We start from the raw sequence: 13,396 nt of genomic DNA on the forward strand, positions 1-13,396 counted from the left end.
GACTACTCCCACTCGATGGTTGCCGGCGGCTTGCTCGTCACATCGAGGGCGACCCGGTTGATCTCACGCACCTCGTTGGTGATGCGGTTGGAGATCTTGGCGAGCACCTCGTACGGCAGGCGCGTCCAGTCGGCGGTCATCGCGTCTTCGGAAGACACCGGACGCAGCACGATCGGGTGTCCGTAGGTGCGGCCGTCGCCCTGTACGCCGACCGAGTGCACGTCGGCGAGCAGCACGACCGGGCACTGCCAGATCTCGCCGTCCAGGCCCGCCTTGGTGAGCTCTTCGCGCGCGATGGCGTCTGCGTCACGCAGGATCTCGAGGCGGTCGCGGGTCACTTCGCCGATGATCCGGATGCCCAATCCGGGACCCGGGAACGGCTGACGCGAGACGATGGCCTCGGGAATGCCGAGCTCGCGGCCGATGGCGCGCACCTCGTCTTTGAACAGGGTGCGCAACGGCTCGATGAGCTCGAAGTCGAGGTCTTCGGGCAGGCCGCCCACGTTGTGGTGGCTCTTGATGTTCGCGGTGCCGGTGCCGCCGCCCGACTCGACGACGTCGGGGTACAGCGTGCCCTGCACGAGGAACTTGATCGGTGCGCCGCCGGAGGCCTCGGCCTCCGCCACCAGCTCGCGCTGCACCTTCTCGAACGCGCGGATGAACTCGCGCCCGATGATCTTGCGCTTCTGCTCGGGGTCGGTGACGCCCTTCAGATGACCGAGGAATGTGTCTGCGGCATCCACTGTCACCAGTCGCACGCCCGTGGAGGCGACGTAGTCCTGCTCGACCTGCTCCCGCTCGCCCTTGCGCAGCAGACCGTGGTCGACGAACACGGCGGTGAGCTGGTCGCCGATGGCCTTGTGCACGAGAGCCGTCGACACGGCCGAGTCGACCCCGCCCGACAGCGCCGAGATGACGCGCGCGTCGCCGACCTGCGCGCGGATGCGCTCGACCTGCTCGGCGATGACGCTGTCGCTGTTCCACGAGGCCTCGAGGCCCGCGGCCTTGTGCAGGAAGTTCTCGATGACCTCCTGACCGTGGTCGGAGTGCTTGACCTCGGGGTGCCATTGCACGCCGTACAGGCACTTCGCGTCGTTGCCGAACGCCGCGACCGGGGTCGCATGGGTCGAGGCGAGCACCGTGAAGCCCTCGGGGGCCGCGGCGACCTGGTCGCCGTGGCTCATCCACACGTTCTGGTCGGCGGGCTGACCGCCCAACAGCACGCCGCCGTCGCCGGCGAGCGCCGCGTCGGTCGCGCCGTACTCGCGCAAGCCCGTGTTTGCGACCTCGCCGCCAAGGGTCTTGGCCATCACCTGGAAGCCGTAGCAGATGCCCAGCGTCGGCACTCCGAGGTCGAAGACGCCGGCGTCGAGCTGCGGAGCGTCCTCTTCGTACACCGACGACGGCCCGCCGGAGAGGATCAGCGCGACGGGGTTGCGCGCGGCGATCTCGTCGGCCGAGGCGGTGTGCGGCACGATCTCGCTGTAGACCCCCGCCTCACGAACGCGTCGTGCGATCAGCTGCGCGTACTGCGCGCCGAAGTCGACGACGAGAACCGGGCGCTGCGAGGTCTCTGTGTTGTCGGTCACCGGGCTCCTTCAGAGGCGGGGGTGGACGGGTCGGATGCCGCGGCCGACGCCTCGCGCTCGGCGAGGTAGCGCTTCACATCGCGCGCGACGATGGCCTCCATGATGAAGGACAGGAACGGGACGACGCCACCGGCGGCGAGCAGGATGAAGCGCCCGAACGGCCAGCGCATGAGGCTCCACAGGCGGAAGCAGCTGAACAGGTACACGACGTAGAACCAGCCGTGCACGATGAGGATCGCCATCGAGAGGTTCACGCCGTCGCCGGTCGATTCGAGCCCGTCGGGACCGTTGACGACATCGGCGAACCAGAGGAAGCCCCCGGAACCGCCGAGGAACAGCTCGAGGTGGATGGGCGTGTACTTCAGGATCATCTCGGCGACCAGCAGGAGCAGGAACGTACCGGTGATGACCGAGCAGATCTGGTAGAACTTCAGGGCACCGCGGATGGCTGGGAACGACGCCAGCTTCGGGGCGAGGGGCATGGACCCATCCTACCCGGGGCTCTCCGGGAGCTCGCCGGGCTGCCAGCAGGCGGAGAGCGGGCGGGATGCTGCACCGGCACCCCGCCCGTTCGTCACCGTGCCCGCTCGTCACCGGGTCAGCGGATCACCGCGTGGCAGCCGTGACCGGGACCACCATGCCCCGGTCCGCCATGCCCCGGCCCGCCATGCCCCGGTCCACCATGCCCCGGTCCACCATGACCAGGGCTGCCGTGGCCACCCCCGTGACCACCGCCACCGCCGTGCATCGCCTTGTTCACGTGCACGGTGGCCGTCGCGGCATCGCCGTCGGCCTGCGCCACCGTCAGCGTGTAGACGCCCGCTTTCGTCGACCGGGGCACGGTCAGCGTGGTGCGGAACGAGCCGTCCTTGCGTGCGGTGATCGTGCCGAGCGAGACGTGTGCCTTCTTCTTGCCCTGCAGCGTCGCGGTCAGCTTCTCACCGGCGTCGAACCCGGTGCCGCTGACCGTCAGCGTTCCGCCCGCCGACACCTTCGCGTGCTTCACGGTGACGGCGCCCTCGAACGGCGCCGCGGTGATCTCGACCGGTACCTGGATGCTTGTGCCGGTGGATGCCACGGCCACCGTCAGCTGCTGCGCGCCCTCGACCCCGCTCGGGATCGTGAAGCTCAGCTCGGCCCGTCCGCCCTCGTCGGATGCGTCGATCACGGTTGGGTCGACCGCGCTCGAGGCGAGCTGCGTGTCGCCGAGCGAGATCGTGACCTTGTCAGCTGCCGGCTCGCCCGTGCTGAACGCGAGCGAAGACAGGTTCGCCGTCACCGTGTCACCGGCGCTGTACCCGTCGGCGTCGGGCGGGCTCAGCACGACGCCGACAGCACGCTGTGCGTAGTCGGGCGATGCCGTGCCGTTCTCCGAGAACCAGTCGACCATCGACTGCAGGTCGACCTTGCCGGTGTCGGCGGTGTTGGCTCCGTCGGCCAGCGTCGTGAAGTTGTCACCGCCGGCAGCCAGGAAAGAGTTCACCGCCACCGTGAACGTGTCGGTCGGCGACACCGCCTTGCCGTTCACGGTCATCGAGGTGATGTGCGAGCCGGCCTCCGCCGTGGGGTCGTACGTGTACGACAGCGACTTCGAGACCCCCAGCTTGAGGAACGGACGGCTCGCCGCCGCGGGCTGCCACTGCTCTTCGAGCACCTGTGCGAGCTGCGCACCGGTGAGGGTCGTGGTCATCATCGTGTTGGCGAACGGCTGCACCGTGGCCGCCTCGCGATACGTGACGTTGCCGTCGGGGTCGTTGTCGCTGCTCGATGCGTAGGTGATGTCGGTGCGCAGTCCGCCCGGGTTCATCAGCGCCAGATCGGCACCCGTCGACCACTGCTGCACATCGGCGACGAAGTTGCCGAGTGTCGATTCGCCGCCGCGGTTCTCGGTGGTGCCGTCGCTCTGCAGAGCGCGGTTGAAGTCGGCGGTGACGTTGCCGACCGTGGCATTGCCCGGCCCTTCCGCTGCCTGCACGGCGTCGTCGACGATCTTCTGCACGTCCGGGTCGGGCGCGTACAGCGGCTTGTCGTCGGCGGTCAGCGGCTTGATCTCGTCGGTGATCGAGAGCACCGACTTGTCGGTGGGGTCCACGGTGATCTTCATCAGCCCGTAGTTCTCGCCGTACTTGCCCGCCGAGACCACCGGCCGCCCGTCGATTGTGAAGTTGTAGGCCAGGTGCGTGTGCGCCGAGACGATGGCGTTCACGTCGTCGTCCACGTTGTAGACGATCTGTCCGAGGGGCGAGTCGGGCGTCACACTCGACACGTCGGTGGTCGTCGCGCCCTCGTGCACGAGCAGCACGATGACGTCGGCCTCGCCGTTGTTCGGATCGCCGTCCTTCAGATCGGCGGCCGCGGCGTTGACCGAGTCGGCGATATTGCGCACCTCGAGGTCGGCGATGCCGGCGGGCGACACGAGCGAGCTGAGGTCTTCGGTCACGGCGCCGATGAACCCGACGCGGATGCCGTCGACCTCCTTCACCCACGAAGGCGCCAGCGCCGTCTCGCCCGTGGACTTCAGGAAGACGTTGGAGTTGATGTACGCCCAGTCGGCACGCGGAACGACGCGGTCTCGCAGATCTGCCCAACCCTGGTCGTACTCGTGGTTGCCGGTCGAGCTCACTTCGAGACCGGCCGCGTTGAGCGCGTCGATCGTCGGGTTGTCTTGCTGAATGAACGACGTGAAGGTGGATGCCCCGATAAGGTCGCCTGCGGCGGCGAAGATGGTGTTCGGGTTGTCCGTACGCACCTCCTTGACCGCGGTGGCCAGCGCCGCGGCGCCGCCCGAGGCGTGGTCCGCCTCGATGCGACCGTGGAAGTCGTTGATGGTGACGACGTCGATCTCGACGGGGTCGTCGGCGGCGGATGCGGGAACCGCCCCCATCACGCCCAGGGCGACGGCGGCGACGGTACCGACGGTCAGCGCCGCCAGGCGCGGATGTCTGCGGACAGGGTTAAGGGACATGCGACTTCCTCTCCATCTCACAGCGATGCCATCACCGCTTCAGAGCGTATGCACAGCGACGTGCATGAGATCGAGCCTAGGGAGCACCGCCGACATCCTCAACGGATTCGCGAAGAGTTCATCCGGCTCTCATCCGCGCGTTGTCCGGCGAACCGGCGAGGGCGGCTCAGGACGCCGCGCGACCCTCTTCGAGCTCTTCGATCTCCTTCTCGCGAGCGTCTCGCGCCAGGCGGTACCAGAGGTAGAACGCGAACCCCGCGAAGACAGCCCACTCGGCCGCGTAGAAGAGGTTCAGCCAATTGATGCTCTCGCCCGCCTCCGGCGGACGCGACACGATGGCCACGAGCGAATCGAGCGGGTGCTCGCTGACCACGTAGGCCCGATAGACGTCGAGATCGACGTTGTCGTGCCACCTGCTCACGAGCGCTGCGGGCGACATCGTCTGCATCTCGTCGGGGTCGCTGCGCGGCGGCAGCTTGGGGCCTTCATCGGCGACGATCCGACCCGTCACCGTGGTCGTGGCCTGATCGGCCGCATTGAGGGCGGCCGCGGCATCCCGCGCCTTCTCGATCGTGGGCGCCCAGCCGATGGCCACCGCGAGAGACGTCGGGGTGGACGTATCGGCGACACGCAACTGCCCGGTCACCCAGAAGCCCTGCTCGTCGCCGTTCATGCGCTGCGTCACGATGAGGAAGTCGCCGGGCACGAAGCGGCCGGTCACCTCGACCTTCTGCCCCTCCAGCGGGGAGTTCAGGTACTCGCCGGGATCGACGATCTGCGCGATCGGCAGCGCCTGCTCGGTCGTCTGGGCCGGCGTGGTCGCGCTCGTGTCGAGCGCGCGCCCGAGCTGCCACTGGCCGAGCCACGCGAACACGCCCGCAACGGCCAGGCACAGACCGAGCATCGCCAGCCAGCGCGGGCGCAGCATGACCTCGCGCAGGGTCGGCGGGAAGACCTCCGGCAGTTCGTCGCTCTCGGTCATTCGATGCCGTATGGCGCCACGACCACCTCGACGCGCTGGAACTCCTTGAGGTCGGAGTACCCGGTCGTGGCCATCGACTTGCGCAGAGCACCGATGAGGTTCGCGGTGCCGTCGGCGACGGGCGCCGGGCCGTACAGGACTTCTTCGAGAGAGGCGACCTGGTCGACGCTCACGCGGCGGCCGCGGGGCAGCTGCGGGTGGTGCGCCTCGGGGCCCCAGTGGTATCCGCGGCCGGGAGCGTCGGTCGCCCGGGCCAGCGCGACGCCCAGCATGACGGCATCCGCCCCCATCGCCAGCGCCTTCACGATGTCGCCCGACGTGCCCACGCCGCCGTCGGCGATCACGTGCACGTAGCGGCCGCCCGACTCGTCCATGTAGTCGCGGCGTGCGCCGGCGACATCGGCCACCGCGGTGGCCATCGGCGCGTGGATGCCCAGCGTGGCACGAGTGGTGGATGCCGCGCCCCCGCCGAATCCGACGAGCACGCCCGCGGCACCCGTGCGCATGAGGTGCAGCGCCGCGGTGTACGTGGCGGCGCCGCCGACGATGACGGGCACGTCGAGGTCGTAGATGAACTTCTTGAGGTTGAGGGGCTCGGACACGCTCGAGACGTGCTCGGCCGAGACCGTGGTGCCGCGGATCACGAACAGGTCGACCCCGGCGGCCACGACGGTCTCGTACAGCTCTTGCGTGCGCTGCGGAGTGAGGGCGCCGGCGACGGTGACGCCGGCCTCGCGGATCTGCGCCAGACGGTCGCGCACGAGCTCGGGCTTGATCGGCTCGGCGTACAGCTGCTGCATGCGCGCAGTGGCGGCATCGTCGTCGAGCGTCGCGATCTCGGCCAGCAGCGGCTCGGGGTCGTCGTAGCGCGTCCACAGGCCCTCGAGGTCGAGCACGCCCAGGCCGCCGAGCTGCCCGAGCATGATCGCCGTGGTGGGGCTGACCACCGAGTCCATCGGCGCGCCGATGACCGGCACGTCGAACGAGAAGGCGTCGATCGACCAGGTCGTCGACACGTCCTCCGGGTTGCGCGTGCGCCGCGAAGGCACGACCGCGATGTCATCGAAGGTGTACGCCCGACGAGCGCGCTTGGAGCTGCCGAGTTCGATGTCCATGCTCACCCCACTACCCTACCCGCGGGTCCTGCACGGAACGCGCTCAGACTTCGGAGCATCGCACCGAGCTCGGAGCGATCAGCGGCAATCGTCCGAGTTTCGCGCGATGTTCCGAAGACTGAGTGCCCCTGCTCACGCGGTCTCCGCATATCCCGCTGCGACGGCGCGGCGAAGGGTGAGCACGACGTTCGCCGCGTCGTGCACGATCTGCGCGTAGCTGAAACGCAGCACCGTGTACCCGCGCAGACGCAGCTGGGCGTCGTGGGCGATGTCACTGCCGCGCTGCGCGCTCGATGAGTGGAACGCATAGCCGTCGATCTGCACGACGAGCCGATCGCCGATGACGAGGTCGACGGGGCGCCCGGCGAGCATGATCTGCTGACGTACGCGCAGGCCCGCGCGACGCAGCGGTTCGATCAGAAGCATCTCGAGACCGGAGTCCGACAGGCCCGATGCTCGAAGTCTGGGTGCTTGCGGCAGCTCCGGGGCAGGCCGATCCGAAGATTGTGGAGAGATGTCGGCCTCGCCCCGCTTGGGGAGGAACCGGCGCGCCGGCCAGCGTGGCGGCATCCATCTCTCACAGAGTTCGGAGAAGCGCATCAACTTCGGAGCGATCCCGGCGAATCACTCCGAACTTCGCGCGACTCTCCGAACTCTGTGAATGCGACGTGGTCCGAGAAGGGATGCGGCAGCCCGCAGCCCGCGCGCCCCCGCGCCCCTACTTCTTGTAGTTGGGCGCCTCGACGACGATCTGCACGTCGTGCGGGTGCGATTCCTTGAGCCCGGCGGCGGTGATCCGCACGAATTTGCCGCGCTGCTTGAGCTCGTCGATAGTGCGCGCGCCGACGTAGAACATCGACTGGCGCAGCCCGCCGATGAGCTGGTAGGCGACGGCCGACACCGGCCCGCGGTAGGCGACCTGCCCCTCGATCCCCTCGGGGATCAGCTTGTCGTCGCTGGGCACGTCGGCCTGGAAATAACGGTCCTTCGAGTACGAGGTCTTCTTGCCGCGCGTCTGCAGCGCGCCCAGCGACCCCATGCCGCGGTACTGCTTGAACTGCTTGCCACCCTGGAAGACGATCTCGCCCGGAGCCTCGTCGGTGCCGGCGAACAGCGAGCCGATCATGACCGAGTCGGCGCCCGCCACGAGGGCCTTCGCGAGGTCGCCGGAGTACTGCAGTCCGCCGTCGGCGATGACGGGCACGCCCGCCTCGCGGGCCGCGAGGTACGCCTCGTACACCGCGGTCACCTGGGGCACGCCGACGCCCGCGACGATGCGCGTGGTGCAGATCGAGCCCGGGCCGACGCCTACCTTGACGGCATCCACCCCCGCATCGACGAGTGCCTGCGCGCCCTCGCGCGTGGCTACGTTGCCGCCGATGATGTCGATGTGCGCAAACGTCGGGTCGGCCTTCAGCCGGGTGATGATGTCGATGACGCCCGCCGACTGCCCGTTCGCGGTGTCGACGACGATGACATCGACACCCGCGTCGCGCAGCGCCTCGGCGCGCTGCCAGGCCTCGCCGAAGAAGCCGATCGCCGCGCCCACCCGCAGGCGGCCCTGGTCGTCTTTGGTGGCAAGAGGGTACTTCTCGCTCTTGTCGAAGTCCTTGATGGTGATAAGCCCGGCGAGCTTGCCGGCGTCGTCGATGAGCGGCAGCTTCTCGACGCGATGCTTGGCGAACGTGGCGATGACCTCGCCGGCGCTGATGCCGACCGGCCCCGTGATCAGGCCCTCGCTGGTCATGACGTCGCGCACCTTGGTCGTCTGGCGCTCGAAGCCCGAGACGAACCGCATGTCACGGTTCGTGATGATGCCGACCAGGCGCCCACCGTCGCCGACGACCGGCAGACCCGAGATGCGGTACTGCGCGCACAGCGCGTCGACCTCTTCGATCGTCGCGTCGGGCGTCGTGGTGATCGGGTTCGTGATCATGCCCGACTCGCTGCGCTTGACCTGGTCGACCATTGACGCCTGGTCTTCGATCGACATGTTGCGATGCAGGATGCCCAGACCGCCCTGGCGCGCGATGGCGATCGCCATGCGCGCTTCAGTCACGGTGTCCATCGCTGCAGAGATCAGAGGCGTGGCGACCGTGATGTTCCGCGTGACCCGCGACGACGTGTCCGCCTCGCTGGGGATGACGTCGGTGTGCCCCGGCAGCAGGAGGACGTCATCGTACGTGAGACCGACGAAACCGAACGGGTCGGGCTGTTCCATGGAGGCTCCTCTCGCGCCGGCGGCGCGCTCAGACGCGGATATGCGGCGGACGACCATGGCGCGGAAGAGATGGCACTCCGCCGATATACAGTCTAAGCGCGGCGACGCGCCCGACATTCCCCACAAGCGCCCCCTGATCACGAACTGCGCACATTACGAGCGGTGCAGTGGTCGGATGAGCGCTCGACCCGTTACGCTCGGTGCACACGCGGGGCGAAGCCGTACCCGACGGCGCCGTGCGCGGCTCAAGGTGGAGGTTGTGTGAGACACAGGACAGCGGCGCTTCGCCGACCCCGGAAATGGCACGTCGCACTGTGGGGCATCGCCGCCTCGGCCGTGCTTCTGCTCACACCGGCGACGGCCGCGTCGGCACAGGAGACCTCGGCTGTGACGGCGGTGCAGGATGCCGCTGCCGGCGTCAGCGCGTCCGACACGGTGCACGCCGATGAGAACGCCCCGAAGACGTCGTTCTACTTCGGCGGCAACATCACGTATCAGGGCAAGCCGATCGCCGGCGTCGTGGTGTCGGTCGAGGGCGGCGGCTTCATCGCGCAGACCAAGACCGACGCGGACGGCAAATGGCGCCTGTACGTGCCGAAGAAGGCCTCGTACACCCTTCACGTCGACGAGGACACACTGCCTGAAGGCGTCATCGTCGACGCCTCGCAGCTGCCCACCGGCGTCGCCCCGGTGGCGGGCACGACCGGTTCGTTCGAGGCCGAGTTCGGGCTCACCGGCACCAAGATCATCAATCTCTTCCTCGGTCAGGGCGAGCGGATCACCGTCTCGTTCACCGATCAGCTGATCTCCCGGACCGTCGGCGGCATCAACTTCGGGCTCCTGCTCGCGCTCGCCTCGATGGGTGCCGCGCTGATCTACGGCACCTCCCGATTGTCGAACTTCGCACACGGCGAGATGGTCACCTGGGGAGGTGTGCTCGCCTTCATGGCGACCTCGATGTGGCACCTTCCCCTGTGGCTGGGCATCATCGCCTCGGTCATCGGCGGCGGCCTGCTCGGCTGGGCGCTCGACGCGGGGCTCTGGCGGCCTCTGCGCCGTCGCGGACTGGGCATCGTGCAGCTCATGATCGTCAGCATCGGCCTCTCGCTGGCGCTGCGCTTCGGGCTGCAGTTCCTCATCGGCGGCGGCACGCATCAGCTGCCCGGGGCCAGCCCCGATCCGATGAAGTTCGGCCCGATCTCGCTGTCGTACATCGACATCATCGGCATGGCCGTCAGTCTCGTGGTCATCATCGCCGTCGGAATCTTCCTCACCCGCACCCGGATCGGCAAGGCGACGCGGGCCATCTCCGACAATCCGCAGCTGGCCGCGGCATCCGGCATCGATGTCGACAAGGTCGTGCGGGTCGTATGGATCCTCGCCGGCGTGCTGGCCGCGATCTCCGGCGTCTTGTGGACGTACTTCCGGCCCGGCGTGAAGTGGGACATGGGCATGCAGATGCTGCTGCTGATGTTCTGCGCGATCACGCTCGGCGGTCTCGGATCCACCCTCGGCGCGCTGATCGGCTCGATCATCGTCGGCATCGCCGTCGAGGTGTCGACGCTGTGGATCCCGTCGGATCTCAAGTACGCCAGCGCGCTCGTCGCGCTGATCGTGATCCTGCTCGTCAGGCCGCAGGGCCTGTTCGGCCGCAGGGAAAGGCTGGGCTGACCATGGACTTCGGAGCGATCTTCGGCAACACTGCCGCGTACCTGTTCAGCCCGATCACCATCGCCTACGCACTGGCCGCGACCGGGCTGGCGGTGCACTTCGGTTACGCCGGCCTGCTGAACTTCGGCATGGCGGGCTTCATGGCCATCGGCGGCTACGGCTATGCGATCTCGGTGCTCACTTTCGGCGTGCCCTGGTGGGTGGGCATGCTCATCGGCCTCGCCGGCGGTGCGGTGTTCGGGCTCTTCCTCGGCATCCCGACGCTGCGTCTGCGCGCCGACTACCTCGCCATCGCGACGATCGCGGCGGCCGAGATCGTGCGCTTGCTGTTCTTGACCCAGCTGTTCGACAAGTGGACGAACGGTGCCGAGGGCCTGTACGGGTACAGCGCGGGCTTCCGCAGCAGCAACCCGTTCCCCCCGGGGACGTATGGCTTCGGCCCGTGGACCTACACCGAGGTCGAGCTGTGGGACCGCGTGTTCGGCCTGATCATGCTGGCGATCGCCATCCTGCTCGTGTGGGCGCTCATGCGCAGCCCCTGGGGCCGTGTGCTCAAGGGCATCCGCGAGGATGAGGATGCCGTCCGCTCCCTCGGCAAGAACGTGTTCGCGTACAAGATGCAGGCGCTCGTCGTCGGCGGCATCATCGGCGCGATGGGCGGCATCGTGTTCGTGCTGCCGTCGGCTGCCGTTCCCGGAAGCTACTCCACGTCGCTGACGTTCTTCCTATGGACGGTGCTGCTGCTCGGCGGCGCCGCGACCGTTTTCGGGCCGACCCTGGGCGCCGTGCTGTTCTGGATGCTGTTCGCCTTCCTCGGCAATCTGCTCCCCCAGCTCGCCCAGCACGGCTTCCTTCCCATCAGCGGTCCGCAGGCCGAGACGATCCGCTGGATCCTCGCCGGCGTCGCGCTGATGCTGGTCGTGATCTTCCGCCCTCAGGGCATCCTCGGCGACAAGAGGGAGATGACCTTTGTCAAGTGAGAACGGCCCCCGCGGCATCCATCCTCAGAAATCCACCGGGCTCGCGAAGGGTCCGGCCGCTCCCGGCGTGCCCAAGACCGACCCGATTCTCATCGCCGACGATGTGAAGCGTCATTTCGGCGGACTCACGGCCGTCGACGTGGACCATCTCGAGATTCCCCGCGGCGCCATCACCGCGCTCATCGGGCCCAACGGCGCCGGCAAGACGACGCTCTTCAACCTGCTGTGCGGCTTCGACCGCCCCAACGGCGGCAGCTGGTCGTTCGACGGCAAGCGCCTCTCGGGCGTCCCGTCGTTCAAGGTCGCCAAGATGGGCCAGGTGCGCACGTTCCAGCTGACCAAGTCGCTCTCGCTGCTGACCGTGCTCGAGAACATGAAGCTCGGCGCGAAGGACCAGGTCGGCGAGCGGTTCTGGCCGAGCCTGCTCCCCTTTCTCTGGCGACCGCAGGAGCGCAAGATCGAAGAGCGCGCGCGCTCCCTCCTCGCCCGCTTCAAGCTCGATACCAAGGAGCAGGACTTCGCCGCGTCACTGTCGGGCGGCCAGCGCAAGCTGCTCGAGATGGCGCGCGCGCTGATGAGCGACCCGACCCTGGTCATGCTCGACGAGCCGATGGCCGGCGTGAACCCGGCGCTCACCCAGTCGCTGCTGGGGCACATCCTCGAGCTCAAAGACCTGGGCATGACCGTCCTGTTCGTCGAGCACGACATGCACATGGTGCGCCACATCGCCGACTGGGTCGTCGTCATGGCCGAGGGCCGTGTCGTCGCCGAGGGGCCGCCCGAAGAGGTCATGGAAGACCCGGCCGTCGTCGACGCCTACCTGGGTGCGCACCAGGACGTCGACCTGGGCGCGGTCACCGGACGCATCGACGTCGTCGCCGAGGCCGCGGCCGCGAAGGCCCGCGATCGGATCGAAGCCGAAGCCGAGGCGGAGGCCGAAGCCGACTTCGCAGAGGAGGACAAGCCATGAGCACGGATGCCGCACCCGGCGAGGTCGTCGTGGAGCTGACCGACGTGTACGCCGGATATCTGCCGGGGGTGAACATCCTGAACGGCGCCAACCTCGTCGCGCGCAAGGGCGAACTGGTCGGGATCATCGGCCCGAACGGCGCCGGCAAGTCCACGCTGCTCAAATCGATCTTCGGCATGGTGCACGTGCGCGAGGGCGAGATCACCGTCGACGGCGAGAGCATCATCGGGCTGAAGGCCGACAAGCTCGTCAAGCGGGGCGTGGCCTTCGTGCCGCAGACGAACAACGTCTTCCCGTCGTTGAGCATCGCCGAGAACCTGCAGATGGGGCTGTATCAGAATCCCAAGATCTACAAGGAGCGGCTCGAGTTCGTCACCGGGATCTTCGCCGAGCTCGGCAAGCGGCTGGGCCAGCGCGCGGGTTCGCTCTCCGGCGGCGAGCGCCAGATGGTCGCGATGTCGCGCGCGCTGATGATGGACCCGTCGGTGCTGCTGCTCGACGAGCCCTCGGCGGGGCTGTCGCCGGTGCGCCAGGACGACGCCTTCATCCGCGTCTCCGACATCAACAAGGCCGGCGTGACGACCATCATGGTCGAGCAGAACGCACGCCGCTGCCTGCAGATCTGCGATCGCGGCTACGTGCTCGATCAGGGCCGTGATGCGTACGAGGGCTCGGGTCGCGAGCTGCTCAACGATCCCAAGGTGATCGGGCTGTACCTGGGCACTCTGGGTCAGGACGACGCGGCCTGAGCCGCGGCATCCGTCGCCCGCGACGTCCAGCCCCGCGGCCTCCCTCCCGCGCGGTCTTCCGGCGCGGTCCGCCTTCAGTCGTCACGAATTACCGCTTCTGTTCGGAAAAACGGTCATGCGTGACGACTGAATGAGAGGGCGGGATGCCGCAGCG

General features: G+C 68.2%; 11 protein-coding genes. 4 read left to right on the plus strand and 7 right to left on the minus strand.

The features are described 5' to 3' along the window. Positions 1 to 2: 2 nt before the first annotated feature. The 7 genes from guaA to guaB all read right to left on the minus strand — a co-directional run bounded on the left by guaA (position 3) and on the right by guaB (position 8,872). A complete protein-coding gene (gene guaA, locus PU630_RS12740) occupies positions 3 to 1,589 on the minus strand; it encodes a glutamine-hydrolyzing GMP synthase (protein WP_275277439.1) in 1,587 nt (528 codons plus the stop codon). Then, complete coding sequence (locus PU630_RS12745) at positions 1,586 to 2,071, minus strand: DUF3817 domain-containing protein (protein ID WP_275277440.1); 486 nt, start codon at positions 2,069 to 2,071, stop codon at positions 1,586 to 1,588. Before PU630_RS12745 ends, guaA begins: the two co-directional genes overlap by 4 nt. 116 nt (positions 2,072 to 2,187) lie before the next feature. Continuing rightward, positions 2,188 to 4,554, minus strand: a complete 2,367-nt coding sequence (locus PU630_RS12750; RefSeq protein WP_275277441.1) for a bifunctional metallophosphatase/5'-nucleotidase — start codon at positions 4,552 to 4,554, stop codon at positions 2,188 to 2,190. Between the two features lie 166 nt (positions 4,555 to 4,720). Further along, positions 4,721 to 5,536, minus strand: a complete 816-nt coding sequence (locus PU630_RS12755; RefSeq protein ID WP_275277442.1) for an SURF1 family protein — start codon at positions 5,534 to 5,536, stop codon at positions 4,721 to 4,723. Continuing rightward, a complete protein-coding gene (locus PU630_RS12760; RefSeq protein ID WP_275280103.1) occupies positions 5,533 to 6,651 on the minus strand; it encodes a GuaB3 family IMP dehydrogenase-related protein in 1,119 nt (372 codons plus the stop codon). Before PU630_RS12760 ends, PU630_RS12755 begins: the two co-directional genes overlap by 4 nt. A 132-nt stretch (positions 6,652 to 6,783) precedes the next feature. Beyond that, positions 6,784 to 7,077: an endonuclease domain-containing protein gene (locus PU630_RS12765; protein ID WP_275277443.1), complete on the minus strand. Its 294-nt coding sequence runs from the start codon at positions 7,075 to 7,077 to the stop codon at positions 6,784 to 6,786. A 292-nt stretch (positions 7,078 to 7,369) separates the two neighbouring features. Then, positions 7,370 to 8,872, minus strand: coding sequence for an IMP dehydrogenase (gene guaB / locus PU630_RS12770; RefSeq protein WP_275277444.1), 1,503 nt, complete (start codon positions 8,870 to 8,872; stop codon positions 7,370 to 7,372). Between the two features lie 261 nt (positions 8,873 to 9,133). On the opposite strand from guaB, the gene PU630_RS12775 reads away from it, so the two are divergent. From PU630_RS12775 to PU630_RS12790, 4 genes are read left to right on the plus strand one after another with little or no spacing between them, the layout of a single operon-like run. Then, positions 9,134 to 10,543 (plus strand): branched-chain amino acid ABC transporter permease, encoded by a 1,410-nt coding sequence (locus PU630_RS12775; RefSeq protein ID WP_275277445.1) that lies wholly within the window; start codon positions 9,134 to 9,136, stop codon positions 10,541 to 10,543. A 2-nt stretch (positions 10,544 to 10,545) separates the two neighbouring features. After that, positions 10,546 to 11,523 carry a branched-chain amino acid ABC transporter permease gene (locus PU630_RS12780; RefSeq protein WP_275277446.1) on the plus strand — a complete coding sequence of 326 codons (978 nt, stop codon included), beginning with the start codon at positions 10,546 to 10,548 and terminating at the stop codon, positions 11,521 to 11,523. Beyond that, complete coding sequence (locus PU630_RS12785; RefSeq protein ID WP_428981954.1) at positions 11,513 to 12,493, plus strand: ABC transporter ATP-binding protein; 981 nt, start codon at positions 11,513 to 11,515, stop codon at positions 12,491 to 12,493. The genes PU630_RS12780 and PU630_RS12785 overlap by 11 nt, the downstream gene beginning before the upstream one ends. Continuing rightward, positions 12,490 to 13,242: an ABC transporter ATP-binding protein gene (locus tag PU630_RS12790; protein WP_275277447.1), complete on the plus strand. Its 753-nt coding sequence runs from the start codon at positions 12,490 to 12,492 to the stop codon at positions 13,240 to 13,242. The genes PU630_RS12785 and PU630_RS12790 overlap by 4 nt, the downstream gene beginning before the upstream one ends. Positions 13,243 to 13,396: the final 154 nt, after the last annotated feature.

The sequence above is a fragment of the Microbacterium horticulturae genome (genome assembly GCF_029094505.1).
Lineage (GTDB): Bacteria > Actinomycetota > Actinomycetes > Actinomycetales > Microbacteriaceae > Microbacterium > Microbacterium horticulturae.

What these genes read in the sequence shown, in the direction of transcription:
- PU630_RS12765 (WP_275277443.1), bottom strand. Translation starts at nt 7,077, where the DNA reads ATGCTTCTGATCGAACCGCTGCGTCGCGCGGGCCTGCGCGTACGTCAG.
- guaB (WP_275277444.1), bottom strand. Translation starts at nt 8,872, where the DNA reads ATGGAACAGCCCGACCCGTTCGGTTTCGTCGGTCTCACGTACGATGAC.
- PU630_RS12750 (WP_275277441.1), bottom strand. Translation starts at nt 4,554, where the DNA reads ATGTCCCTTAACCCTGTCCGCAGACATCCGCGCCTGGCGGCGCTGACC.
- PU630_RS12790 (WP_275277447.1), top strand. Translation starts at nt 12,490, where the DNA reads ATGAGCACGGATGCCGCACCCGGCGAGGTCGTCGTGGAGCTGACCGAC.
- PU630_RS12780 (WP_275277446.1), top strand. Translation starts at nt 10,546, where the DNA reads ATGGACTTCGGAGCGATCTTCGGCAACACTGCCGCGTACCTGTTCAGC.
- PU630_RS12745 (WP_275277440.1), bottom strand. Translation starts at nt 2,071, where the DNA reads ATGCCCCTCGCCCCGAAGCTGGCGTCGTTCCCAGCCATCCGCGGTGCC.
- PU630_RS12755 (WP_275277442.1), bottom strand. Translation starts at nt 5,536, where the DNA reads ATGACCGAGAGCGACGAACTGCCGGAGGTCTTCCCGCCGACCCTGCGC.
- PU630_RS12760 (WP_275280103.1), bottom strand. Translation starts at nt 6,651, where the DNA reads ATGGACATCGAACTCGGCAGCTCCAAGCGCGCTCGTCGGGCGTACACC.